The organism is Anaeromyxobacter oryzisoli (genome assembly GCF_022690765.1).
GTDB classification, from domain to species: domain Bacteria; phylum Myxococcota; class Myxococcia; order Myxococcales; family Anaeromyxobacteraceae; genus Anaeromyxobacter; species Anaeromyxobacter oryzisoli.
In genome coordinates, this window is the sequence record NZ_JALCZA010000051.1 from 11,851 (window position 1) to 32,690 (window position 20,840).

Sequence of the window (20,840 nt, forward strand, 5' to 3'; positions counted from 1 at the left end):
ACGGCACGTGGGCCTCGATGAGCCCGACGTTCCCGTCCTCGCGGCGGTACACGACGTTGATGGCGTGGTCGGCGGCGTTCTGGAAGACGTAGAAGTGCGCGTCGAGGAGCTCGAGCTGGAGGATCGCCTCGTCGAGCGACATGGGCTTCGCGCGGAACTGCGTGCTCTTCACCACGCGGTGGCTCGGGCGCTCGGGGTTCTCGATGACGTCGAGTACGTCGTGGCGGACCTCGACCTCGGCCTCCTCGGCCGCCGCGGCGCCCTTGTTGCGGGTCTGGATCTTCTCCTTGTGCTTGAGGAGCTGCCGCTCGATCTTGTCGGCGGCCTTGTCGATCGAGGCGTACATGTCCGGTGACTTCGCGGTGCCGCGGAGCAGGAAGCGCCCCGCCTTCACGGTGATCTCGGCGTGGTGATCGAGGTTGTCGACGTGCAGGACGGCGTGGGCCTCGCTCGGACGATCGATGTACTTCTGGACGTGCTCGACGCGGCCCTTCACGTGCGCCTTCAGCGCTTCGGTGGGATCGAGATGCCGGAAGGTGATGTTCAACTGCATGGAACCGCCTCCTCTGGAGGACGTCGAAATACGTCGGCCGCGGCCCTGCGGGAGGCACCTCCCGCAAGCTCGCGGCCGATTCCGATGTTGCCGGATGGCAACATGCTGGCTTCATAATAGCCCAGCGCCGGGCGGACGGACCCGGCGCGCGCCTCCGACGCAGGGCGGTCTTCCGGGGCGGTGGGGCGGGCGACGGCGCGCCGTGGCGAGGGGCTGGCGCCCGCCCGGCGGCCACGCTACGGATGGAGGACTGTGGCCTCGCGGGGCCACGCCCGGCGGCGCCGTTAGAAGTACTTCTTGCGCTTCGAGCTCGGCAGGATCCCCAGCACCTCGCGGTACTTCGCGACGGTCCGGCGCGCGATCTCGATGTTCTGCGCCTTCAGCAGCTCGACGATCCGCTGGTCCGAGTGCGGGTGCTTCGGGTCCTCGGCGGCCACGATGTGCTTGATGTGGTTCTTGACCGCCTCGCTCGCGATCTCGTCGCCGCCGGTCTTGTTGATCGCGGAGTTGAAGAAGAACTTCAGCTCGTAGATGCCCTGCGGCGTGTGCACGTACTTGTTGGTGGTGACGCGCGACACCGTCGACTCGTGCATCCCGATGTCCTCCGCGACGTCGCGGAGGATGAGGGGCTTCAGGTACGCGATCCCCTTGTCGAGGAACTCGCGCTGGAACTTCACGATCGACTCGGTGACCTTGTAGATCGTCCGCTGCCGCTGGTGGATCGAGCGGATGAGCCAGACGGCGGAGCGGAGCTTCTCCTGGATGTACTCCTTCGCCTTCCCGGCCTCGCCGTTCTTGAGGGCGGCCCGGTACATCCCGGAGATGCGGAGCTTCGAGAGGCCGTCGTCGTTGAGGACGGTGACGTACTCGTCGCCCATCTTGTGCACGTAGACGTCCGGGGTGATGTACTGCGGCTCCTCCCCGGAGTAGGCGCGGCCGGGCTTCGGCTCGAGGCGGCTGATCACCTTCACCGCCTTGACGACCTCCTCGACGGAGATCTTGAGGTCCTTCGCGATCGCGCCGTAGTTCTTCGACTCGAGGTGCTTGAGGTGCCGCTCGACGATCGCGACGATCTCGGGCGTGTCCGCGTTGATGTACCGGATCTGGAGGAGCAGGCACTCGCGGAGGTCCCGCGCGGCGACCCCGATGGGGTCGAACTGCTGGACGCGGCGGAGCACGCTCTCGGCGCGCTCGACCCCCACCCCCGCGTCGAACGCGACGCGGACGAGCGGGTCCCGGGTGATCGTGTCCTCGCTCTCGCCCTCGACGGGCGGCATCTTGAAGTACCCGTCGTCGTCGAGGTTCCCGATGATGAGCATCGCGACGCGCTCCTCCTCGGGGGTGAAGGAGGAGAGCCGCACCTGCCAGGCGAGGTGATCGACGAGATCGCCCTTCTTCGTGAGCGTCGCCTCGTACCCCGGCAGCTCCTCGTCGGCGAGGCCGCGGTTCGAGGGCGCCGTGTGGCCGCCGAGCTGGTACTGGTCGAGGTACTGGTCCCAGTCGATCTCGTTCGCGCCCTCCTCGCCCTTGACCTCCTCCGCCTTCTCCGGCTCCTTGTGCTCGGGCTTCGCGTCGTGCTCGGCGACCTCGGCCGGGCTGGCGCCGTTCTGGGTGGGCTCCTCCTCCGGCTCGTCCGCGCCCTCGAGCAGCGGGTTCTCGGTGACCTCGGTGCGGATGAGGTCCACGAGCTCCATGCGCGACAGCTGGAGCAGCTTGATGGCCTGCTGCAGCTGGGGCGTCATCACCAGCTGCTGCGTCATCTTGAGGTGCTGCTTCAGCTCCATGCTCATCGCTGCTCCGCGGCGTGATCGTCCAGCCTGAACTTCTCCCCGAGGTAGACGGCCCGCGCCTTCGGGCTCGCCGCGATCTCGGCGGGCGTCCCGGCCTCGAGGATCGTCCCCGAGGAGAGGATGTACGCCCGGCTGCAGATGCCCAGCGCCTCGCGGACCGCGTGGTCCGTGATGAGGACGCCGATGTTCCGATCGCGCAGGGAGCCGATGAGGCGCTGCAGCTCGCCCACCGCGATGGGATCGACGCCGGCGAAGGGCTCGTCGAAGAGGATGTACTTCGGGTTCGACAGCAGGCTCCGCGCCACCTCCGCCCGGCGCCGCTCGCCGCCCGAGAGCTGCTCGCCGAGGCTCCCCGCGACCTTCTCGAGCCGGAACTCGGCGATGAGGGCGTCCGCCCGCGCGCACCGCTCCGCGCGCCCGACGCCGAGCGCCTCGAGCACGCCCACGAAGTTCTCGCGCACGGTGAGCTTCCTGAAGATCGACGCCTCCTGGGGGAGGTAGCCGATCCCGAGCCGCGCCCGCCGGTGCATGGGGAGCCGCGTGAGGTCGTGCGCCCCGAGGCGGACCTGCCCCTGGTCCGGCACGACCAGCCCGACCACCATGTTGAACGAGGTGGTCTTGCCGGCGCCGTTCGGCCCCAGCAGGCCGACGACCTCGCCCGGCTGCACGTGGAAGGAGACGCCGTCCACCACGCGGCGACCGCGGTAGCTCTTCACGAGCCCGTCGGCGCGGAGGAGGATGCCGGTCATCGCGAGGGCCTCCCGCCGCTCACCCCGGGATGGATCGAGGCGAGCCCCCGCCGCGCGCCCCGCGCGCCGGACGCGCCTCGCGGGCCCGGAGTCCAGGGGACGCCGCGCGCCGCGGAGCGCGTCGAGCCCGCGTCATTGACGAGCCGGAGGGTCAAGGCTTCGCCTCCTTCTGCGCGCGGGCCTTGCGGCGCTCCTCGTACTCGCGGCGGCGCTGCTCGACCTGCTCGCCGGGGACGGTCACCTTCACCGTCTTCCCGCTCTCGCCCTCGAGGTTGGTCTCGTCGCTCCGAAGATCGTAGGTGAGCCGATCGCCGAAGGCCTCGGTCCGGCCGTCGCGGAGCATCGCGTGCCCGACGCAGGTGAGCCGGGCCAGCGCGTTGTCGTAGGTGGCGGTGTCGCAGGTGACCGCCCGCTCGCCGCGGACGAACCGGACGTCGCCGGTGCAGACCGCGGAGACGATGTCGCCCTTGTCGTCGTTCTTCGCGACCAGCCTGGCGCAGGTGAGCTTCGCGTCCTCGCGCGTCATGGTCACCGGGGTCCCGGTGAAGGTCACCTCCCGCCGCCGCGGCGCGTAATGGACCTTGGCGGCGTCCACGCGGACCGGCGGCGCGCCGACGTTCGTCGCCGCCACGCGAGCGGCCCCTGCCGGGGCGCCGACGGGCCCGGCGAGCTCGGCCGCGACGGGACGCGGGCGGCTCGAGGCAGGCGAGGGCCGGGTCGGTCCGGCGAGGACCGCGAGCACCGCGACGAGGGCGAGGTTCACCGGGCCGCCTCCCGGACGCCGGCGACGAGCCGCGTCGGGCCGATCAGGTCGAGATCCCCGGTGTCCGGATCGAGCGTGAAGCCCGTGCCGCGAACGCGATATCCGCGGCCGGTGATCTCGACGGGATCATCGCCACGGACGATCCCGCGGTCGCGGCCGAGCGGCTCGTACCGGGCGCGCTCGGTCCGGCCGACATCGAGGGCGCGCTCGACCACCACGCCGCCATGGGCCTCGAAGGTCTGGGCCTGGAGGATCCCCGAGCCGAACGGGGCGGTGATCCGCACCGGCGTCTCCGCCTTCGGAAGGACCACGACCACCTCCCGACCGGTGAGCTCGGACGTGTCGCGACGCAGCGTGGCAGTCCTGGACTGCCCTTCCACGCGTAGCTCGGCCCCGCGCCAGACGCGGAACCTCACCCCTTCGAGCGCCAGTTCGGGGACCACCTCTCGAACCCCTCCGGACCGGGACGGCCCGCAGGCCAGCCCGGCAGCAGTCAGGAATGCAATCGACAGGAAAGCGGCGTAGCGCATTTAAAACCGCTGAAACATAGCATTCTTTCCCGACCGGATCGACGGGCACAGACCTTGCTTGATGCGGGTTTCAGCTAGCCGCCGGAAAGCTCAGCGCTTTTCGGCACTGGCTTTGCTTGGGCCCCACCGTCGGCTCCCTCGCCTTCGGGGCGCGTCTTCCAGCGCTCGTGCATCCAGACCCACTCTTCCGGGTGGCGCCGGATCGCCGCCTCCAGCGCGGCCGTGCAGGCGGCCGTCAGGCGGATCGTCTCCGCCTCGACGTCGGGGGGATCGCTCGCGAACGGGATCTCGGTGACGGTGAGGAGGTGCCCGTCCTCGGGCCTGGGCCCCTTCCGGTGGATGGTGCCCACCACCACCGGCGCGCCGAACCGGATCGCGAGCTCGGCCGCAGCGCGCGGCGTGAACGCGAGCCGGCCGAAGAATGGGACGAAGACGCCCTGCACCTTCGTGTCCTGGTCGATGAGGATCCCGAGGGCCTTGCCCTGCCGGAAGGTGCGGATGATGGCGCGGCCCGTGCTCGAGTCCTCGCGCCAGAGCGTCGTGACGCCCCCCTCCGACCGGAACCGCTCCGCGGTCGCGTTCAGGGCGCCGTCGGCGTTCGCCTTCGCGATCACCGCGTTCGGGATCCCCGCCCGCGCCACGCGCCGGGCGAGGAGCTCCCAGCTCCCCACGTGGCCGGTGACGAAGACCATCCCCTTCCTCCGCTCGATCACGTCGTGGAGGAGGGTCGGCGGGGACAGCTCGACGTAGGTGTCGAGCCGATCGTCGTAGGAGCGGATGGCGGCGAGCTCGAGGGCGGAGCGGCCGAGGTGCTCGAACATCGCCCTGACGATCGCCTCGCGCTCCGCCTCCGACTTCTCGGGGAACGCCATCGCCAGGTGCGCGAGCGCGAGCCGGCGGGTCTTGCCCGCGAGCCGGCAGGCGATCCGCCCGCCGAGGCCGCCGATCGCGAGCGCCGGCCCGAGGGGGAGGAAGCCGAGGAGCCACAGCGCGAACCGGACCAGCACCGAGCGGGTACGCCGCTTGATCCGCTTGCGGAGAGGGGCAGCCACGGCCGCGGAAATTACCACGGACTCCCGACGGATGGAGCGGCTGGCCGGCTCTTGACCCCGAGGAGTCAAGGCCCGTCGAACAATCGACGGGCCTTGACCATATAAGAGGGGCGGGCCGTCGCCCGCCCCTCGCGCCCGAAGTGAATTCGGGCGCTTCACCCCACCCGCCGCCCCGCTCACGCGGGTCGGCCTGAGAGCTCGTCGAATTCTTCGACGAGCTCTCAGAGCGGGGCTCTCTACGCTCCCTTCGCGCGCAGGATCAGATCGCAGAGCTCGCGGACGGCGCCGCGGCCGCCGGCTGCGGAGGTCACGAGGTGTGCCGCGGCGCGGGCCTCCTCGCGCGCGTCCGCCGGCGCCGCGGCGAGGCCGACCTTCCGGAGGAGCGGCACGTCGTTCACGTCGTCGCCCATGTACGCGACGGCCTCGTCGGGCACGCCGAGGTGGGCGAGCTTCGCGTACCCCTCCAGCTTGTCGCGCTCGCCGAAGACGAGGTGCTTGAAGCGCAGCTCCTGGAGCCGGCGCTCCGAGGCCTTGCCCGGCCGCCCGGAGATGACGCCGAAGTCCACCCGATCGCGGAGCAGTACGATGCCGTGGCCGTCCTTCACGTCGAACGCCTTGAGCGCCTCGCCTTCGGCCCCGTAGTAGAGGCGGCCGTCGGTCAGGACCCCGTCCACGTCGAGGAGGACCAGGCGGACGCCGGCGGCGCGGCGGAGGAGCTCGTCCGGCGGCAGCGTCACGGCTGGCCCAGGGCGTGGCGGACCGCGAGCACGTCGGCGAGCAGCCGGTCGGCCATGTCGAAGTCGAGCGAGTTCGGCCCGTCGGACTTCGCGACCGCCGGGTCCTCGTGGATCTCCATGAACAGGGCGTCGATCCCCACCGCGGCCGCGGCGCGGGCGAGCGGCGCCACGAACTGCCGGTCACCGCCGGTGGTGTCGCCGCCCGAGCCGGGCATCTGGACGGAGTGCGTCGCGTCCATGCACACCGGCACGCCGAGCGCGCGCATCTGCACGAGCGCGCGCATGTCCACCACCAGGTTGCCGTAGCCGAAGGTGGCGCCGCGCTCGGTGAGGAACACGTTCTCGTTCCCGGCCTCGCGCGCCTTCGCCACCGCGTGGCGCATCTCGCGGGGGGCGAGGAACTGGCCCTTCTTCACGTTGACGGCCTTCCCCGCCCGCGCGCAGGCGAGGACGAGGTCGGTCTGCCGGCAGAGGAACGCCGGGACCTGCAGCACGTCCACCACCTTCCCGGCGGGCTCGGCCTGCCAGGTCTCGTGGACGTCGGTGAGGCAGGGGAGCCCGGTCTCGCGCTTCACCGCCTCGAACGCCGCGAGCCCCGCCTCGAGCCCGGGGCCGCGGTAGCTCTTCCCGGACGACCGGTTCGCCTTGTCGAAGCTCGCCTTGAAGACCACGGGGAGCCCGTGCTTCGCGGCGAGCGCCTTCACCTTGCGGGCGTGGGCGAGGGCGTGGGCCTCGCTCTCCATCACGCAGGGCCCGGCGATGAGGAGGAGCTTCTGCCCGTCGCCGATCACGTACCCGCCGACGCGGGCCTGGACTGTCGTTCCCAATCCCATGTCCTCCGCTCGCCCGCCCCGCTCGCCCCGGCCGCCGACGCCAGGAGGCGCGCGGGGCCCGCGACGGCCGGGCTCGAGATCGCCGTCAGGCCTTCCGCTCGACCGGCAGCTTCGTGATCGCCGCCTCCGGCTGCCGCTGGTGGGCGTCGCGGTACTCCCGCGCGGCCCGCACGAACCCGGCGAAGAGCGGGTGCGGCGCGAACGGCTTCGACTTGAACTCAGGGTGGAACTGGCACCCCACGAAGTGCGGGTGGTCGTTCCGCTCGATCATCTCGACCAGGTTCAGGTCCGGGTTCACGCCGGAGAAGATCATCCCCGCCGCCTCGAACTGGGCCCGGTAGGCGTTGTTGAACTCGTAGCGGTGGCGGTGGCGCTCGTGGACGAGCTCCTTCCCGTACAGGGCCCGCGCCTTCGTCCCCTCCTTGAGGGCGCACGCGTAGGTGCCGAGCCGCATCGTCCCGCCCTTGTCGGTGACGTCCTTCTGCCCCTCCATCAGCGTGACGACCGGGTGCGGCGTCTGCTCGTCGAACTCGAGGGAGTTGGCGCGCTCGAGGCCGAGGACGTTGCGCGCCACCTCGATGACCGCCATCTGGAGGCCGAGGCAGATCCCGAAGAACGGGATCTTGTTCTCGCGGGCGTACTTCACGCCCAGGATCTTCCCCTCGGTGCCGCGGACCCCGAAGCCGCCCGGGACGAGGATCGCGTCCACCTTCTCGAGCTCGCCGAGGTCGCCCTCCTCGAGCTGGGTCGAGTCGATGAAGGCGAGCTTCACCCGCACGTCGTTCGCGATCCCGCCGTGGACGAGCGCCTCGTTGAGGCTCTTGTAGCTCTCGGCGAGCTCCACGTACTTGCCGACGATCCCGATCCGGACCTCGCCGAGCTTCGGGTGCTTCACCTTCTCGACGATCTGCTCCCACCGCTCGAGGCGGGGCGCCCGGCTCCAGATGTTGAAGAGCTCCGCGAGCTTGTCGTCGAGCCCCTCGTTGTGCAGCCAGAGCGGCACCTCGTAGATCGACTTCACGTCGAGCGAGGTGAACACCGCCGAGGGGTCCACGTTGCAGAAGAGCGCGATCTTGTCCTTCATCTCCCGCGAGATCTCGCGATCCGCGCGGCAGAGGAGGAGGTCGGGCTGGATGCCGATCTCGCGCAGCTCCTTCACCGAGTGCTGGGTGGGCTTCGTCTTGAGCTCGCCGGCGGCGGCGATGTACGGGACGAGGGTGAGGTGCGCGTAGACCGCGTTCTCCTCGCCCACGTCGTACTTCATCTGGCGGATCGCCTCGAGGAACGGGAGGGACTCGATGTCGCCGACGGTGCCCCCGACCTCCACGATGAGGATGTCCGCGCCGCCCGCCGCCTCGCGGATCACCGCCTTGATCTCGTCGGTGATGTGCGGGATCACCTGCACGGTCTTGCCGAGGTACTCGCCCCGGCGCTCGCGCTGGATGACGTTCTGGTAGATGCGCCCGGTGGTGAAGTTGTTCTTCCGGGTCATCTTCGCGCTGGTGAAGCGCTCGTAGTGCCCGAGGTCGAGGTCGGTCTCCGCGCCGTCGTCGGTGACGAACACCTCGCCGTGCTGGAACGGGCTCATCGTGCCCGGGTCGACGTTGATGTACGGATCGAGCTTGAGGTGCTGGACCTCGAGGCCGCGGTTCTCGAGCAGCGCGCCGATCGAGGCCGCCGCGAGCCCCTTCCCCAGGGAGCTGACGACGCCGCCCGTCACGAACAGGAACTTGGTCCTCTTGCCGCGCTTCACCATGCGTGCCCCCTGCCGCTAAGGACGCGCCGGAGCCAGGAGCGCCCTCGCCCGCTCCAGGTCCTCCGGCGTGTCGATCCCGAAACCGCGGTAGGCCGTGTCGGCCACGCGGATCCTAAAGCCGTGCTCGAGCGCCCGCAGCTGCTCGAGCGACTCCTCCGCCTCCAGCCGCCCCGGCGGCAGCGTGGTGAACCGCTCCAGGAAGGCCGCCGTGAAGGCGTAGATGCCCACGTGCGCCCGCGCGAGCGGGCTCGCCCCGCCGGCGCGCCGGCGCGGGATCGCCGCGCGCGAGAAGTACAGCGCGTTCCCCTGGAGGTCCGTCACCACCTTCACCACCTGCGTCCGCTCGAGCTCGCCGGCCTCGAGCGGCCGGGCGAGCGTCCCCATCTCGGCGCCGCTCGCGCGCATCGCCTCGACGAGCGTCTCGATCGCCGCGGGCTCGATGAGCGGCTCGTCGCCCTGCAGGTTCACGATCAGCTCCGGGCGCGGCGCGAGCCTCCGCGCCGCCTCCGCCACCCGGTCCGTGCCCGTCGCGGCGGGGCCGGTCAGGATCGCCTTCGCCCCCGCGGCCTCCGCGGCGTGGCCGATCCGCTCGTCGTCCGTCGCGACCGCGACGACGTCCACTCCGCGCGCCGCCTGGGCGCGGCGGATCACGTGGGCGATGAGGGGCTGGCCTGCCAGTTCGGCGAGGGGCTTACCGGGAAAGCGCGAGGCGCCATACCGGGCCGGGATGATGACCGCGACGTGTCTCAAGCCGGGGCCACCCAATACGCTGGGCCGGCGGGGCAGTCAATGACCGGCCCGCAATCGATCGCGGCGCCACCACTTTTCCTCGGGAGCCGCTCGCGCTCGGCGCCGACCGGCGCGCGAGGCCCGCCGGACGGTGCGTCGTGGCGCCCTCCCCGTTCGAGGCTCCGGCGCTAGCGGCCGGGCGGCGCGGCGGGACGCGTCGAGTTCGGGCGATCCCGCGCCGGGATCTCGAAGAGGCGCTGGCGGTGCTCGACCTCTCCGCCGGCGGGGACGTCGATCCAGACCGGATCGGCGACCGCGTAGCCGGCCTTCGCGACCTGGACCTTGTGCCGACCCGCCGGCAGCCGGTGCGCGAGCGGGGTGGTCCCGGCGGGCCGCTCGTCCACGAGCACCGTCGCGCCGCTCACGCTCGCGTCGATCCGGAGCGTCCCCTCCGCGTCCGCCTCGCCGGAGAGGAGCTTCGGCAGCGCCGCGATCACGTCCGGCCGGAGCTTCCGCGAAGCGATCGGGACGTCGCGCCGGACGGTCGCGAGCCGCTTCTGCGCCCGCACGTCCACGTGCACCAGCGTGATCGCGTAGCACTCGCCGGACCGCTGCAGCCAGCCCGCCACGACCCGGTCCACGTCGAGCTTCGCGGCCCGCTCGGAGAGGCAGCGCACGTCGTCCGCGCAGCGCACCAGGGCGGCGGTTGCCTCGCGCCCGAGCTTCTGCTCGACGGCCTGGGGCCCCACGACCTCGAACGCTCCCCCCTGGCCCGCCTCGTCGGCGATGGCCTGGGAGAGGCTCTTCCCCGTGAACACGAGGTCCGGGGGAGCCTGGATGGAGACGACCGCGACCCTGGTCTTCCCGGCGGCCGAGGCGCTCCCCCACGCCAGCAGGCCGACGAGGCAGATGATCGTTCGCATGGACGCCGGGGATCCTGTCAAGTCGGGTTCGAGGCAGCAAGTGGTATGTTCCCCCAGGTGCCGCGGCAGGTCGTCAGGGTCCCCTTCACCGTCGAGCCGAACTACGCGGGCTGGCGGCTCGACCGCTACCTGCAGGAGAAGATCCGGCGGCTGTCCCGCGAGCGGATCCAGCACCTCATCGCGAACCGGCTCGAGGCGGCGGACGGGCGGCGGCTCAAGCCGTCCACCCGGGTGAGGCCCGGCCTCGCCTTCGCCCTCCTCAAGGACGCCGAGCCCGAGCCGGAGACGCCCCTCGACTTCGAGGTGGTCCACGACGACGGCGCGCTGCTCGTGATCGACAAGCCCGCGGGGCTCCCGGTCCACCCCACCGCCCGGTACTCCGCGCACACGTTCACCTCGCTCGCGAAGCTCCGGTTCCCGGCGCGGAAGGTCGATCCCGCGCACCGCCTCGACCGCGAGACCTCCGGCCTGCTCGCCTGCGGCGCGGCGCCGGAGTGGACGCGGATCCTGAAGCGCGACTTCGCCCAGGGGCGCGTCTCGAAGACCTACCTCGCCCTCGCGCACGGCGCGCCCGTCGAGGACCGGTTCGTCGTGGACGCGCCGCTCGCGCTCACCGGCACCTCGGCGGTCCGGGTCCGGATGCACGTCGTCGCCTCCGGGGCCCCCTCCACGACCGCCTTCGAGGTCCTCGACCGCCGCGTCGCGCCGGACGGGGCCCCCGTCGCGCTCCTCGCCTGCCACCCGCGGACCGGCCGCCAGCACCAGATCCGGGCGCACCTGCTCCACGCCGGGCTGCCCATGGTCGGCGACAAGATCTACGGGCCGGACGAGAACATCTTCGACCGCTTCACCCGCCGGGCGATGACGGACGAGGACCGCGCCCTGCTGCGCCTGCCGCGCCACGCGCTCCACGCCTGGCGCCTCGAGCTCCCCCACCCGCGGACGCGCGAGCGGGTGATGCTCGAGTCGCCGCTGCCCGCCGACCTCGCGGCGTTCTGGGAGGCCTGCGTCCCCGCGCGGCGGAGCGCGTGAAGGACCGGCGCGGCTACGGCGCCGGGCGGCGCCGGGCGGCCGCCTTCGCGATCCGCGCCCGCTGCTTCACGCCGAGGAGGTAGAAGCGCTCGCGGAGCTCGGCGGCCTCGCCGTCGGAGAGGTCGCCGTGCCGCCCCCGCTCGACCTCGCGCCGCTCCACCGCCCGGGCGAGGGAGATCGCCGCCGCCACCGAGACGTTGAGCGACTGCACGAACCCGCGCATCGGGATGACGTAGGTCGCGTCCGCGAGGGCGAGGGCCTCGGGCGAGACGCCGCGGTGCTCGTTCCCGAACACGAGGGCGACCTTGCCGGCGAAGGAGAGCTCGCCGAGGAGGCGCGCGCCCGCGTCGAGGTGGGTGGCGTAGATCGCGAACCCCTCGGCGCGGAGGTGTTCGAGGCACTCGCGGGTCGAGCGCCAGCGGCGGACGTCGAGCCACTTGTCCGCGTTCTGGCTGATCTTCTTGTTGCGGTCGTAGGGCTTCATCGGCCCCTCGACCACGTGCAGCGCCTGCACGCCGAAGGCCTCGCAGGTGCGCAGCACGGCGTTCACGTTCTGCGGGTCGGCGAGCGCCTCCATGACGACCGTGAGCGTCCGCGTGCGGCCCGCGACGACGGCGTCGATGCGCGCCCGGCGCTCCGGGCCGAGGAACCCCGGCGCGTCGCCGGGCCGGGGCGCCGGCGCGTGCCCGCCGCCTCCGTCCCTCATGGCGACCTCCGCTCGCCGCGAGCCCGTGCCGCGCCGGCGCGGTGTGCGTCGCGGCGCTCGGCGCGAGGACGCGGCGCCGTCACTTCGCCGCCCTCGGCTTCGCGATCCTCCGCCCGCGCCCCTCGCGGCGCGGCGCGGCGCTCCGGAAGAGCGCGCCCCCGATGGCGTCGAGCAGCTCGTCCATCCCCTCGCCCGTCACGGCGGAGACGAGGTGGACCGGCACCGGCTTCTTCCGGCGCCCGAGGGTCCGCCGGAGCTTCTCGCCGGCGGCGCGCGCCTCCGGGACGTCGATCTTCGTCACCGCGACGATCTGCGGCTTCTTCGCGAGCTCGGGCGAGTGGAGCGCGAGCTCGCGGTCGATCGCCTCGAGGTCCTTCTTCGGCTCGCGCCCCGGCTCCGGGTTCGCCCCCTCGACGAGGTGCACGAGCACGCGGCAGCGCTCGACGTGGCGCAGGAACTGGTGGCCGAGCCCCGCGCCGGTGTGGGCGCCCTCGATGAGGCCGGGGATGTCGGCGACGACGAAGCTCCGCTCGCCGCGCCAGGAGACGACGCCCAGGTTCGGCACGAGCGTGGTGAACGGGTAGTCGGCGATCTTCGGCCGCGCCCGGGAGATCCGGCTGATGAGGGTGGACTTGCCGGCGTTCGGGTACCCGACGATCCCCACGTCCGCGAGCAGCTTGAGCTCGAGGACGAGATCCCGCTCCTCGCCCGGCGTCCCGTCCTCGGCGTAGCGGGGCGCCTGGTTGGTCGAGGTGGCGAAGTTCATGTTGCCGAGGCCGCCGCGCCCCCCCTTCGCCACCACGAACCGCTCGTCGGCGGTGCCGAGGTCGGCGAGGATCTCGCCGGTGCCGAGGTCCTTCACGACCGTCCCGGGCGGCACGCGGAGCTCGAGCGGCGCCCCGTCCTTCCCGTTCATGTCCGAGCCGCCGCCCTTCTCGCCGTTCCGGGCCCGGTGCTCGCGCACGTAGCGGTAGTCGAGGAGCGTCGAGAGCTGCGGGTCCACGACGAGGACGACGTCGCCGCCGTTCCCGCCGTCGCCGCCCGCGGGGCCGCCGCGCGGGATGAACTTCTCCCGCCGCCAGGCGACCGCGCCGTCGCCGCCGTCGCCGGCCTTCACGTGGATGCGGACCTCGTCGACGAACTTCATCGCTGGCGGCCTCCAGAAACGACACGCGCCGCGGACCCCCGGGGCCCGCGGCGCCGTGCTCGAAGCTCTGCGGCCGCGCTACGCCCCGGGGACGATCGAGACGCTGCGGCGATCGCCGCGGGCGCGCGTGAACTTCACCGTTCCGTCCACGAGGGCGAAGAGGGTGAAGTCCTTCCCCATCCCGACGTTCGCGCCGGGGTGGAAGAGGGTGCCGACCTGGCGGACGAGGATGTTGCCCGCCACCACCTTCTCGGAGCCGTACACCTTGATGCCGCGGTGCTGGCCGGGAGAGTCGCGGCCGTTGCGCGACGAGCCCTGTCCCTTTTTGTGAGCCATGATCTACTCCGTGGAACCGGGTTACGCCCGGACCGTGGTGATGAGGACCTCGGTGTAGGGCTGACGGTGGCCCCGCTTCTTGGTCCAGCCTTCCTTCTTCTTCCGGAAGTGGATGACCTTCTTGTGCTTGCCCTGGCCGACGATCTCGCCCTCGACCGCCGCGCCGGCGATCACGGGCGCGCCGATCTTGGCCTCGCCCTCCCCGCCGACGAGGAGCACCTCGAAGTTCACCTTCCCGCCGACGTCGCCGGCGAGCTTCTCCACCTTGACCCGGTCGCCCTGGGCGACGCGGTACTGCTTCCCGCCGGTCCGAATCACCGCGTACATCGCGCTTCTCCTTCGAAATCTGGGGGAGGTTCCATACCTGCGCGCGAATGCTTGGAGCGCGCCGGCCTCCGAGAAGGGCGGTCATATACGATCGCGGTCGCGGGGCTGTCAAGAATTCCCGGGGCTTGGATCGGCGCCCCTGGAGCAAACCCCCGATCGCGCCACCCGGCGTGGTCAAGTGTAGGCGCGTCCCGTGCTTGCGTGACAGCGACGATCGGTCGATTCTCTCCCCACCATGAAAAAGACCATCCTCCTCCTCGCCGGGCTCCTGGTCCTCCCGGCGATCGCTCGCGCGCAGGCGCAGGTCTCGATCCAGCTCGGCCTCCCGGTGGTGCTCCCGCAGCTCGTGGTGGTCTCTCCGGGCGTCCAGGTCGTCCCCGACGTCGACGAGGAGGTCTTCTTCGTCGACAACTACTACTGGGTCCGGCAGGACGGCGGGTGGTACCGCTCGCGCAGCCCCCGCGCCGGCTGGGTCTACGTCCCGGGGCGCGCCGTCCCCGGCCGCCTGGTCCAGCTCCCGCCCGGCCGCTACCGGCACTACCGCCCGGCGCCGGCGCGCTACGAGCGGCCCGCGCGGTACGAGCGCGATCACGGCGACCGCTACGAGCGTCACGAGCGCCACGAGTTCGAGGAGCACGATCGCGGGCGCGGCCACGGCGAAGGCCACGGCCGCGGCCACGGCCGCGACTAGCGTTCGGCCTCGAGCCTTCGGATGACGGGCAGCGGAGCCGCTCCGCTGCCCGTTCTCTTTTTCGGCTCGGGGGACCGGCCCGGGGCCGTCACAGCCCGAAGTGCGCCGGCGAGAGCCCCTTCCACGCACAGTACGTGCGGAGCTCGCGCTTCACGAGCCCCCAGGTGAGCGCGAGGACGAGCGCGTCGTCGGTCAGGCCGAGCGGGCCGAGGAAGTCCGGGACGAGGTCGATGGGCGAGACGACGTAGACGATCGCCGCGGCGAGCGCGGCCACCGCCCGCCACGACACCTTCCGGTAGCTCCCGTTCGCGTAGTCCCGGACCACCATCCAGAGCAGCCGGAGCTTCGACCGGATCGCGGCGGGCGCGGCCCGCGCGTACCACGGCGGCCGGGACAGGAAGCGCGCCGCGCGCGCGGCGGTGCGCGGCAGCGACTCGGGCGTCACGTCCGTGGCGGCGCGGACCAGCCCCTCGGTCGCGGCCTCCCGGCAAGAGAGGCAGACGGCGTTCGTGCCCCGGGGCTGACCGCAGGCGGCGCAGGTGCGGGGTTTCATCACGACATGCTAACGCAGTGCGGCGGCACGGGCACGGGCACGTGGACCGTCAGCCCGGCGCCACCTGCCCCATCACCGCGCCCCATCACCGCGCCCCATTCACCGTGCCCCGTCACCGTCACCGTCACCGGCTTCTCCGTGACCCGTGACCCGCCTTCCGTGGCCCGTGGCCCGGCCACCGTGATCCGACGGGTTCACGGGCCAGGGTTCACGGGCCACGGGACACGGGATCCGGGCACGGGGATCTGTGACGGTCACGGGCACGGTGACGGGCACGGTACCTCGTGCCCGTGTTCCGTCCCCTACGCGAGCGCGCGGAGCCCGGCGTCGAAGGGCGCGCGGACGACCCCGCGGTCCGTGATGACGGCGGTCACCAGGGCGGCGGGGGTGACGTCGAAGGCGGGATAGCGCGCCGGCACGCCGGCGGGCGCGATCCGCTGCCCGGCGAGCATCACCACCTCGTCTCCGCCGCGCTCCTCGATCGGGATCGCCGCGCCGGTCGGCGTGTGCAGGTCCACGGTGGACCAGGGCGCCGCGACATAGAACGGCAGGCCGTGGTGCGCGGCGAGCACCGCGAGCGCGTAGGTGCCGATCTTGTTCGCGACGTCCCCGTTCGCGGCGATCCGGTCGGCGCCCACCACCACGCAGCCGATCTCGCCCCGCTGCATGAGCCAGCCGGCCATCCCGTCCGTGAGGATCGTGACGGGGATGCCGTCCCGGTGGAGCTCCCAGGCGGTGAGGCGCGCGCCCTGGAGGAACGGCCGGGTCTCGTCGGCGAAGACCGAGATCGGGTTCCCGGCCTCCACCGCCGCCCGCACCACGCCGAGCGCGGTGCCGTAGCCGGCGGTGGCGAGCGCGCCCGCGTTGCAGTGGGTGAGGACCCGGGCGCGCGGCGGGACGAGCGGCGCGCCGAGGGCGCCGATGCGGCGACAGGCGGCCTCGTCCTCGTCCCGGATGGCGTGGGCCTCGGCGAGGAGCGCCGCGGCGCCGCGCCCGAGCAGCCGCCCCATCCGGCGGACCGCCCAGGCGAGGTTCACCGCGGTGGGGCGCGCGTGGATCAGGGTCTCGCTCGCGGCGCGGAGCCGGGCCTCGCCGGCGCCGCGCCGGGCCTCGACGGCGAGGCCGTACGCCGCGGCGACGCCGATCGCGGGCGCGCCGCGGACGGTGAGGTCCTTGATCGCGGCCGCGACCTGGTCGGCGGTCTCGAGCTCCAGCCAGGCCTCCTCGGCGGGCAGGCGCTTCTGATCGAGGAGGCGCACCACGTCGCGCGCGTCGTCGTACAGCACCGGCCGGAGCGGCTCCCGGTTCATCGCTCTCCTCTCCCGAGCCCGCCGAAGAGCCGGAGGGCGAAGTAGATCGCGGCGAGCCCCGCGATGACGGCGGCGGGGAGCTCCCGCCGGACCAGCGAGATGACGGCGACGGCGAGCGACCCGGCGAAGGCGAGCGCGAGGAAGGCCCGGGTCGGTCCCCCGCTCGCGCCGGCGCCCGCGGGGCCCGCTCCCCACCCTGCCCAGCGTGACACGCTACCCCCCGATCTCGTCGGGGCGTGCCGCCCCGCCCCGCCGGCGGAGCTCGTGCGGGCGCTCGCCGATGACCCTCGGCACCGTCATGCCCCCAGCTTCTTCCGCAGCAGGGCGTTCACCACGGCGGGGTTCGCCTTCCCCTTCGTCTCCTTCATCACCTGGCCGACGAAGAAGCCGGTGAGGTCCTTCTTCCCGCTCCGGTGCTTCTCCACCTCGGCGGGGTTGGCCGCGAGGATCTTGTCCACGGCCGCCTCGAGGGCGCCCGCGTCCGACACCTGCGCGAGCCCCTTCGCCTTCACCACCGCCTCGGGCTCGGCGCCGGTCCGGAAGACCTCCTCCACCACCTGCTTGGCGCCCGGCCCGCCGATCGTCCCCGCGTCCACGAGCCGGAGCACCGCCGCGAGCTTCTGCGGCGTGAGCTTCCAGCTCGCCGCCGCCTCGCCGGTCTCGTTCGCGAGCCGCGCCACCTCCCCGGTGAGCCAGTTCGCGACCTTCTTCGCCGCCTCGGCCCCCTCGCCGTAGGCGGCGAGGGCGGCGTCGAAGAACCCCGCCACCGCCGCGTCGGCCACCAGGTTCCCCGCGTCGTACGCGGAGAGCCCGAGCGCGCTCTGGTAGCGCGCCGCCCGCGCCCGCGGCAGCTCCGGCAGCTCCGCGCGGAGCCGCTCGACCAGCGCCGGCTCGACGATCACCGGCGGGAGGTCCGGCTCCGGGAAGTACCGATAGTCGTGCGCCTCCTCCTTCGAGCGCATCGAGCGCGTCTCGCCGCGATCAGGGTCGAAGAGCCGGGTCTCCTGCTCGACCCTCCCGCCGGACTCCACGAGCTCCACCTGCCGGCGCACCTCGTACTCGATGGCCTGCCGGAGGAACCGGAACGAGTTCATGTTCTTGATCTCGCACCGGGTGCCGTACTCCGACGCGCCCCGCCGCATCACCGACACGTTCGCGTCGCAGCGGAGCGAGCCCTCCTGCATGTTCCCGTCGTTCACCCCGAGCGCCATCACGATCGCCCGCAGCGACTTGAGGTACTCGACGGCCTCGTCGGCGGAGCGGAGGTCCGGCTGGGAGACGATCTCGAGGAGCGGCACGCCGGCGCGGTTCAGGTCCACCCCGGAGGAGCCGTCCGCCGACACGTCGTGCACGTTCTTGCCGGCGTCCTCCTCCATGTGGATCCGGACCAGGCGCACGGTGCGCTCGACCCCGTCCAAGGTCAGCGGGACCTCGCCGCCCTCGCAGATCGGGAGCTCGTACTGCGAGATCTGGTAGCCCTTCGGGAGGTCCGGGTAGAAGTAGTTCTTCCGCGCCCAGACGCTCTTCGGCCGCACCGCGCACCCCAGGGCGAGGCCGGTGCGGACCGCCATCTCGACGACGCGCCGGTTGAGGGAGGGCAGCACGCCCGGGAGGCCGAGGCACACCGGGCAGACGTGCGTGTTCGGCTCCCCGCCGAACGCGGTGGAGCACCCGCAGAAGATCTTGGTCCGGGTGAGGAGCTGGGCGTGGACCTCGAGCCCGATGACCGTCTGGAAGTCGGCGACCGCCACGTTCAAACCCCCGGAGGCGCGGGCAGCGCCGGCAGCTCGCGCTCGAGCGCCCGCGCCGCGCGGAAGAGCGTCGCCTCGTCGAAGGGGCGCCCGAGGAGCTGCAGCCCGACGGGGAGCCCGCTCCCGGCCTCGAGCCCGCACGGGACCGAGAGCCCCGGCAGCGCCGCCAGGTTGCAGGTGATGGTGAAGATGTCGGCGAGGTACATCTTGAGGGGATCGTCGGTCCGCTCGCCGAGCCGGAAGGCGACGGACGGCGTGACGGGGCCGGCGATCACGTCGCACCGCTCGAACGCCGCGTCGAAGTCCCGGCGGATCAGCGTCCGGACCTTCTGCGCCCGCAGGTAGTACGCGTCGTAGTAGCCGGCGGAGAGGGCGTAGGTGCCGAGCATGATGCGCCGCTTCGGCTCCGGGCCGAACCCGCGCTCGCGCGACTCGGAGTACATCTCCTTGAGCCCGCGCGCGTCCTTCGCGCGCAGCCCGAACCGCACGCCGTCGTACCGCGCGAGGTTCGAGGAGGCCTCCGCGGGCGCGATGAGGTAGTAGGCGCCGATGCCGTACTTCGAGTGCGGGAGCGAGATCTCCACGAGCCGGGCGCCGAGCCGCTCGTACGCGTCGAGCGCCGACCGCACCGCGCCGGCGACGCCCGGATCCACGCCGCCCCCCTCGAGCCACTCCCGCGGGACGCCCACGCGGAGCCCCTTCGCCCCGCCCTCGAGCGTGGCGAGGTAGTCGTCCACGGGGCGGGTCGAGGAGGTCATGTCCCGCGGATCGTGGCCGGCGACGGTGCGGAGGAGGACGGCCGCGTCGCCGACGCTCCGCGCGAGCGGCCCGACCTGGTCGAGGGACGACGCGAAGGCGATGACGCCGTAGCGCGAGACGCGCCCGTAGGTCGGCTTCACCCCGACGACGCCGCAGAACGCGGCCGGCTCCCGGATCGAGCCGCCGGTGTCGGTGCCCAGCGCGCCGGGCACCTGGCGGGCGGCCACCGCGGCGGCGCTCCCGCCCGACGAGCCGCCCGGCGTCCGGGAGAGGTCCCACGGGTTGTGGCAGGGCTTGTACGCGCTGTTCTCGTTGGACGAGCCCATCGCGAACTCGTCCATGTTGAGCTTGCCGACGACGACCGCGCCGGCGGCCTCGAGCCGCTCCACCACCGTCGCGTCGTACGGCGGGAGGTAGCCCTCGAGGATGCGCGAGCCGGCGGTGGTCGGGACCCCCTTCGTGAGGAAGATGTCCTTCAGCGCCAACGGCACGCCGTCGATGGGGGAGCGCCGCGCCCCGGCCGCGGCGCGGGCGTCCGCCGCGTCGGCCGCCGCCCGCGCCCGCTCGGGCGTGACGGCGAGGAACGCGCCGACCTTCGCGTCGGTCGCCTCGATGCGCGCGAGCGCGGCGTCCACCAGGGCGCGGGAGGAGACGCGGCGCGCGCCGACGGCGTCGCCGGCCTCCCGCAGCCCGAGCCGGACGAGATCCTGGGTGGGGGCGGTCACTCGATGATCCTCGGCACCTTGAACGCGGTCCCCTCGCGCGCCGGGGCGGCGGCGAGGGCCTCCTCGGGCGAGAGCCCGGGGAGGACCGCGTCCTCGCGGAGCGCGGGCACCTCGCCGGCCGCGAGGGCGTGGGTCATGGGCTCGACCCCGGAGACGTCGAGCTCCTTCAGCTGCTCGACGTGCGCGAGGATCGCCGAGAGCTGACCGGCGAACCGCTCCTCCTCCTCGGGCGCGAGCCGGAGCCGCGCGAGCGCGGCGATCCGGCGGACCTCCTCCAGCGACAGCGACGACGAAGACATCGAGGTTGCTCCTACGGCTTCAGCTCCGGCTTGAACCAGTTGAGGATGGCGCTCATCACGCCCTTGTGCTCCGGCTTCTGCAGGTGCTCGAGCTCGCCCTGGTCGAGGAAGACGCCGTTGCAGGAGAAGCAGACGTCCACGTCCACCCCGCGGAACTTCACCTCGCTCATCTGCATCCCGCACTTCGGGCAGCGCATCCAGTGGAGCTGCTTCAGCCGGGCCCGCTCCGCCTCCTGCGTCTGCCGCTTCACCTGAAGCGCGAGCTTCCGCTTCTTCTCGGCGTCCTCGCGGACGAAGTACTCGTCCTCGCTCTGCGACGGCTTGGAGCTCCAGTCGGCCATGGTCATCTCCTCAGTTCGTCGATGGCATTGCGAACGACCGCCGCGTCCTCGCCGTCCGGATGGAGGGCGAGGTACCTCTCGTAGTACTGGAGCGCCTCCGGCCTCCTGCCCTGACCCCGATAGGTCTCCGCGAGACCCATCAGGGCGTCGGGCTGACCCGGCTCGGCCTTCAGGGCCGCCCGGAAGCTCGCCTCCGCCGAATCGTACCGTTCGAGGTCCAGATAGCACAGACCGCGCCCTGCGAGGGCGCCGGCGTTCCGAGGCTCCGCCTCGAGGACGCGGGCGTACACCTCCAGCGCCTGCTCGGCGCGGTTCCGCTCGCGCAGCCGGTCCGCTCGCGCGAGGAGCGCCTCCGGCGACGACGCCGGGGCCTCCCGCGCCGCGCCGGCGGGCTCGTCGGGGGCCGGCGCGGCGAGCGCGGCCCTCCCGTCGGGCGCCGGCGCGGGGG

General features: G+C 72.6%; 25 protein-coding genes. 2 read left to right on the top strand and 23 right to left on the bottom strand.

The window, feature by feature from the left end:
• From hpf to MNZ27_RS15735, 11 genes are all read right to left on the bottom strand, one after another.
• The coding region (gene hpf, locus MNZ27_RS15685; RefSeq protein ID WP_242395032.1) for a ribosome hibernation-promoting factor, HPF/YfiA family at positions 1 to 553 on the bottom strand (553 nt) is incomplete at its 3' end.
• 284 nt (positions 554 to 837) lie between these two features.
• Entirely contained in the window at positions 838 to 2,343 is a 1,506-nt protein-coding gene (gene rpoN / locus MNZ27_RS15690) for an RNA polymerase factor sigma-54 (protein ID WP_242395033.1), read from the bottom strand.
• Positions 2,340 to 3,092, bottom strand: coding sequence for an LPS export ABC transporter ATP-binding protein (gene lptB, locus MNZ27_RS15695; protein WP_242395034.1), 753 nt, complete (start codon positions 3,090 to 3,092; stop codon positions 2,340 to 2,342). The genes rpoN and lptB overlap by 4 nt, the downstream gene beginning before the upstream one ends.
• 151 nt (positions 3,093 to 3,243) lie before the next feature.
• The gene (locus MNZ27_RS15700) at positions 3,244 to 3,855 is read right to left on the bottom strand and encodes an LptA/OstA family protein (RefSeq protein ID WP_242395035.1); all 612 of its coding nucleotides are present in this window, start codon (positions 3,853 to 3,855) and stop codon (positions 3,244 to 3,246) included.
• Positions 3,852 to 4,166 (bottom strand): LptA/OstA family protein, encoded by a 315-nt coding sequence (locus tag MNZ27_RS15705; protein WP_242395036.1) that lies wholly within the window; start codon positions 4,164 to 4,166, stop codon positions 3,852 to 3,854. Before MNZ27_RS15705 ends, MNZ27_RS15700 begins: the two co-directional genes overlap by 4 nt.
• A 293-nt stretch (positions 4,167 to 4,459) precedes the next feature.
• Entirely contained in the window at positions 4,460 to 5,437 is a 978-nt protein-coding gene (locus tag MNZ27_RS15710; RefSeq protein ID WP_242395037.1) for a lysophospholipid acyltransferase family protein, read from the bottom strand.
• A 236-nt stretch (positions 5,438 to 5,673) separates the two neighbouring features.
• Positions 5,674 to 6,174 carry a KdsC family phosphatase gene (locus MNZ27_RS15715; RefSeq protein WP_242395038.1) on the bottom strand — a complete coding sequence of 167 codons (501 nt, stop codon included), beginning with the start codon at positions 6,172 to 6,174 and terminating at the stop codon, positions 5,674 to 5,676.
• Complete coding sequence (gene kdsA, locus MNZ27_RS15720; RefSeq protein WP_408629694.1) at positions 6,171 to 7,007, bottom strand: 3-deoxy-8-phosphooctulonate synthase; 837 nt, start codon at positions 7,005 to 7,007, stop codon at positions 6,171 to 6,173. Before kdsA ends, MNZ27_RS15715 begins: the two co-directional genes overlap by 4 nt.
• A gap of 85 nt (positions 7,008 to 7,092) precedes the next feature.
• Positions 7,093 to 8,763 carry a CTP synthase gene (locus tag MNZ27_RS15725; RefSeq protein ID WP_242395040.1) on the bottom strand — a complete coding sequence of 557 codons (1,671 nt, stop codon included), beginning with the start codon at positions 8,761 to 8,763 and terminating at the stop codon, positions 7,093 to 7,095.
• A gap of 15 nt (positions 8,764 to 8,778) precedes the next feature.
• Positions 8,779 to 9,513 carry a 3-deoxy-manno-octulosonate cytidylyltransferase gene (gene kdsB / locus MNZ27_RS15730; protein ID WP_242395041.1) on the bottom strand — a complete coding sequence of 245 codons (735 nt, stop codon included), beginning with the start codon at positions 9,511 to 9,513 and terminating at the stop codon, positions 8,779 to 8,781.
• A 167-nt stretch (positions 9,514 to 9,680) separates the two neighbouring features.
• A complete protein-coding gene (locus MNZ27_RS15735) occupies positions 9,681 to 10,415 on the bottom strand; it encodes a PEGA domain-containing protein (protein WP_242395042.1) in 735 nt (244 codons plus the stop codon).
• A 45-nt stretch (positions 10,416 to 10,460) separates the two neighbouring features.
• Between MNZ27_RS15735 and MNZ27_RS15740 the strand changes: the two genes are divergently transcribed.
• Positions 10,461 to 11,447, top strand: a complete 987-nt coding sequence (locus MNZ27_RS15740; RefSeq protein ID WP_242395043.1) for an RluA family pseudouridine synthase — start codon at positions 10,461 to 10,463, stop codon at positions 11,445 to 11,447.
• Between the two features lie 13 nt (positions 11,448 to 11,460).
• Here MNZ27_RS15740 and MNZ27_RS15745 read toward each other — a convergent pair whose 3' ends face one another.
• From MNZ27_RS15745 to rplU, 4 genes are all read right to left on the bottom strand, one after another.
• Entirely contained in the window at positions 11,461 to 12,153 is a 693-nt protein-coding gene (locus MNZ27_RS15745) for a TrmH family RNA methyltransferase (RefSeq protein WP_242395044.1), read from the bottom strand.
• Positions 12,154 to 12,232: 79 nt separating this feature from the next.
• The gene (gene obgE / locus MNZ27_RS15750) at positions 12,233 to 13,300 is read right to left on the bottom strand and encodes a GTPase ObgE (RefSeq protein WP_242395045.1); all 1,068 of its coding nucleotides are present in this window, start codon (positions 13,298 to 13,300) and stop codon (positions 12,233 to 12,235) included.
• A 78-nt stretch (positions 13,301 to 13,378) separates the two neighbouring features.
• Positions 13,379 to 13,636: a 50S ribosomal protein L27 gene (rpmA, locus tag MNZ27_RS15755; protein ID WP_242395046.1), complete on the bottom strand. Its 258-nt coding sequence runs from the start codon at positions 13,634 to 13,636 to the stop codon at positions 13,379 to 13,381.
• 21 nt (positions 13,637 to 13,657) lie between these two features.
• The gene (gene rplU / locus MNZ27_RS15760) at positions 13,658 to 13,963 is read right to left on the bottom strand and encodes a 50S ribosomal protein L21 (RefSeq protein ID WP_242395047.1); all 306 of its coding nucleotides are present in this window, start codon (positions 13,961 to 13,963) and stop codon (positions 13,658 to 13,660) included.
• A gap of 235 nt (positions 13,964 to 14,198) precedes the next feature.
• Between rplU and MNZ27_RS15765 the strand changes: the two genes are divergently transcribed.
• Positions 14,199 to 14,654 (top strand): hypothetical protein, encoded by a 456-nt coding sequence (locus MNZ27_RS15765; protein ID WP_242395048.1) that lies wholly within the window; start codon positions 14,199 to 14,201, stop codon positions 14,652 to 14,654.
• Positions 14,655 to 14,742: 88 nt separating this feature from the next.
• Here MNZ27_RS15765 and MNZ27_RS15770 read toward each other — a convergent pair whose 3' ends face one another.
• From MNZ27_RS15770 to MNZ27_RS15805, 8 genes are all read right to left on the bottom strand, one after another.
• Positions 14,743 to 15,207, bottom strand: coding sequence for a YkvA family protein (locus MNZ27_RS15770; RefSeq protein ID WP_242395049.1), 465 nt, complete (start codon positions 15,205 to 15,207; stop codon positions 14,743 to 14,745).
• 302 nt (positions 15,208 to 15,509) lie between these two features.
• Complete coding sequence (gene mtnA / locus MNZ27_RS15775) at positions 15,510 to 16,517, bottom strand: S-methyl-5-thioribose-1-phosphate isomerase (protein WP_242395050.1); 1,008 nt, start codon at positions 16,515 to 16,517, stop codon at positions 15,510 to 15,512.
• Positions 16,514 to 16,729, bottom strand: coding sequence for a hypothetical protein (locus MNZ27_RS15780; protein ID WP_242395051.1), 216 nt, complete (start codon positions 16,727 to 16,729; stop codon positions 16,514 to 16,516). Before MNZ27_RS15780 ends, mtnA begins: the two co-directional genes overlap by 4 nt.
• 84 nt (positions 16,730 to 16,813) lie before the next feature.
• Complete coding sequence (gatB, locus tag MNZ27_RS15785; RefSeq protein ID WP_242395052.1) at positions 16,814 to 18,268, bottom strand: Asp-tRNA(Asn)/Glu-tRNA(Gln) amidotransferase subunit GatB; 1,455 nt, start codon at positions 18,266 to 18,268, stop codon at positions 16,814 to 16,816.
• 2 nt (positions 18,269 to 18,270) lie between these two features.
• Positions 18,271 to 19,752 (bottom strand): Asp-tRNA(Asn)/Glu-tRNA(Gln) amidotransferase subunit GatA, encoded by a 1,482-nt coding sequence (gatA, locus tag MNZ27_RS15790; RefSeq protein WP_242395053.1) that lies wholly within the window; start codon positions 19,750 to 19,752, stop codon positions 18,271 to 18,273.
• On the bottom strand, positions 19,749 to 20,051 hold the full coding sequence (gene gatC / locus MNZ27_RS15795) for an Asp-tRNA(Asn)/Glu-tRNA(Gln) amidotransferase subunit GatC (protein WP_242395054.1): 303 nt from the start codon (positions 20,049 to 20,051) through the stop codon (positions 19,749 to 19,751). Before gatC ends, gatA begins: the two co-directional genes overlap by 4 nt.
• An 11-nt stretch (positions 20,052 to 20,062) precedes the next feature.
• Entirely contained in the window at positions 20,063 to 20,392 is a 330-nt protein-coding gene (locus MNZ27_RS15800; RefSeq protein ID WP_242395055.1) for a TFIIB-type zinc ribbon-containing protein, read from the bottom strand.
• Positions 20,393 to 20,394: 2 nt separating this feature from the next.
• Positions 20,395 to 20,840: tetratricopeptide repeat protein (locus tag MNZ27_RS15805; RefSeq protein WP_242395056.1), on the bottom strand; the 446-nt coding region annotated here is incomplete at its 5' end.